1 protein-coding gene is annotated in these 214 nt (G+C 64.0%); it reads left to right on the top strand.

Annotated features, from left to right (window positions below; genetic code table 11):
• On the top strand, positions 1-214 hold a 214-nt coding region (locus G5A07_RS22085), incomplete at both ends, for a Maf family protein (RefSeq protein ID WP_191864056.1).

Below are 214 nucleotides of genomic sequence, written 5' to 3'. Positions count from 1 at the left end.
AGCGGTCAGCCTGTCGATGCCCGGCCGGGTGGTGATCGGCGCCGACCAGACGCTGGCGCTCGGCAATCAGCGCTATTCCAAACCTGAGAAGATTGCCGCGGCGCGGAACCATCTTGTCTCGTTTCGCGGGCGAATCCATCATCTTCATTCGGCCGTGGCGCTGGCGCGCGATGGTGAACTCATCTTCGCGACCGTTGCCTCCGCGGCCATGCAT

Source organism: Stenotrophomonas sp. AS012628, assembly GCF_010608305.1.
Taxonomy (GTDB): Bacteria; Pseudomonadota; Gammaproteobacteria; order Xanthomonadales; family Xanthomonadaceae; genus Stenotrophomonas; species Stenotrophomonas geniculata.
This window is presented reverse-complemented; position numbering and strand designations above follow the sequence as displayed.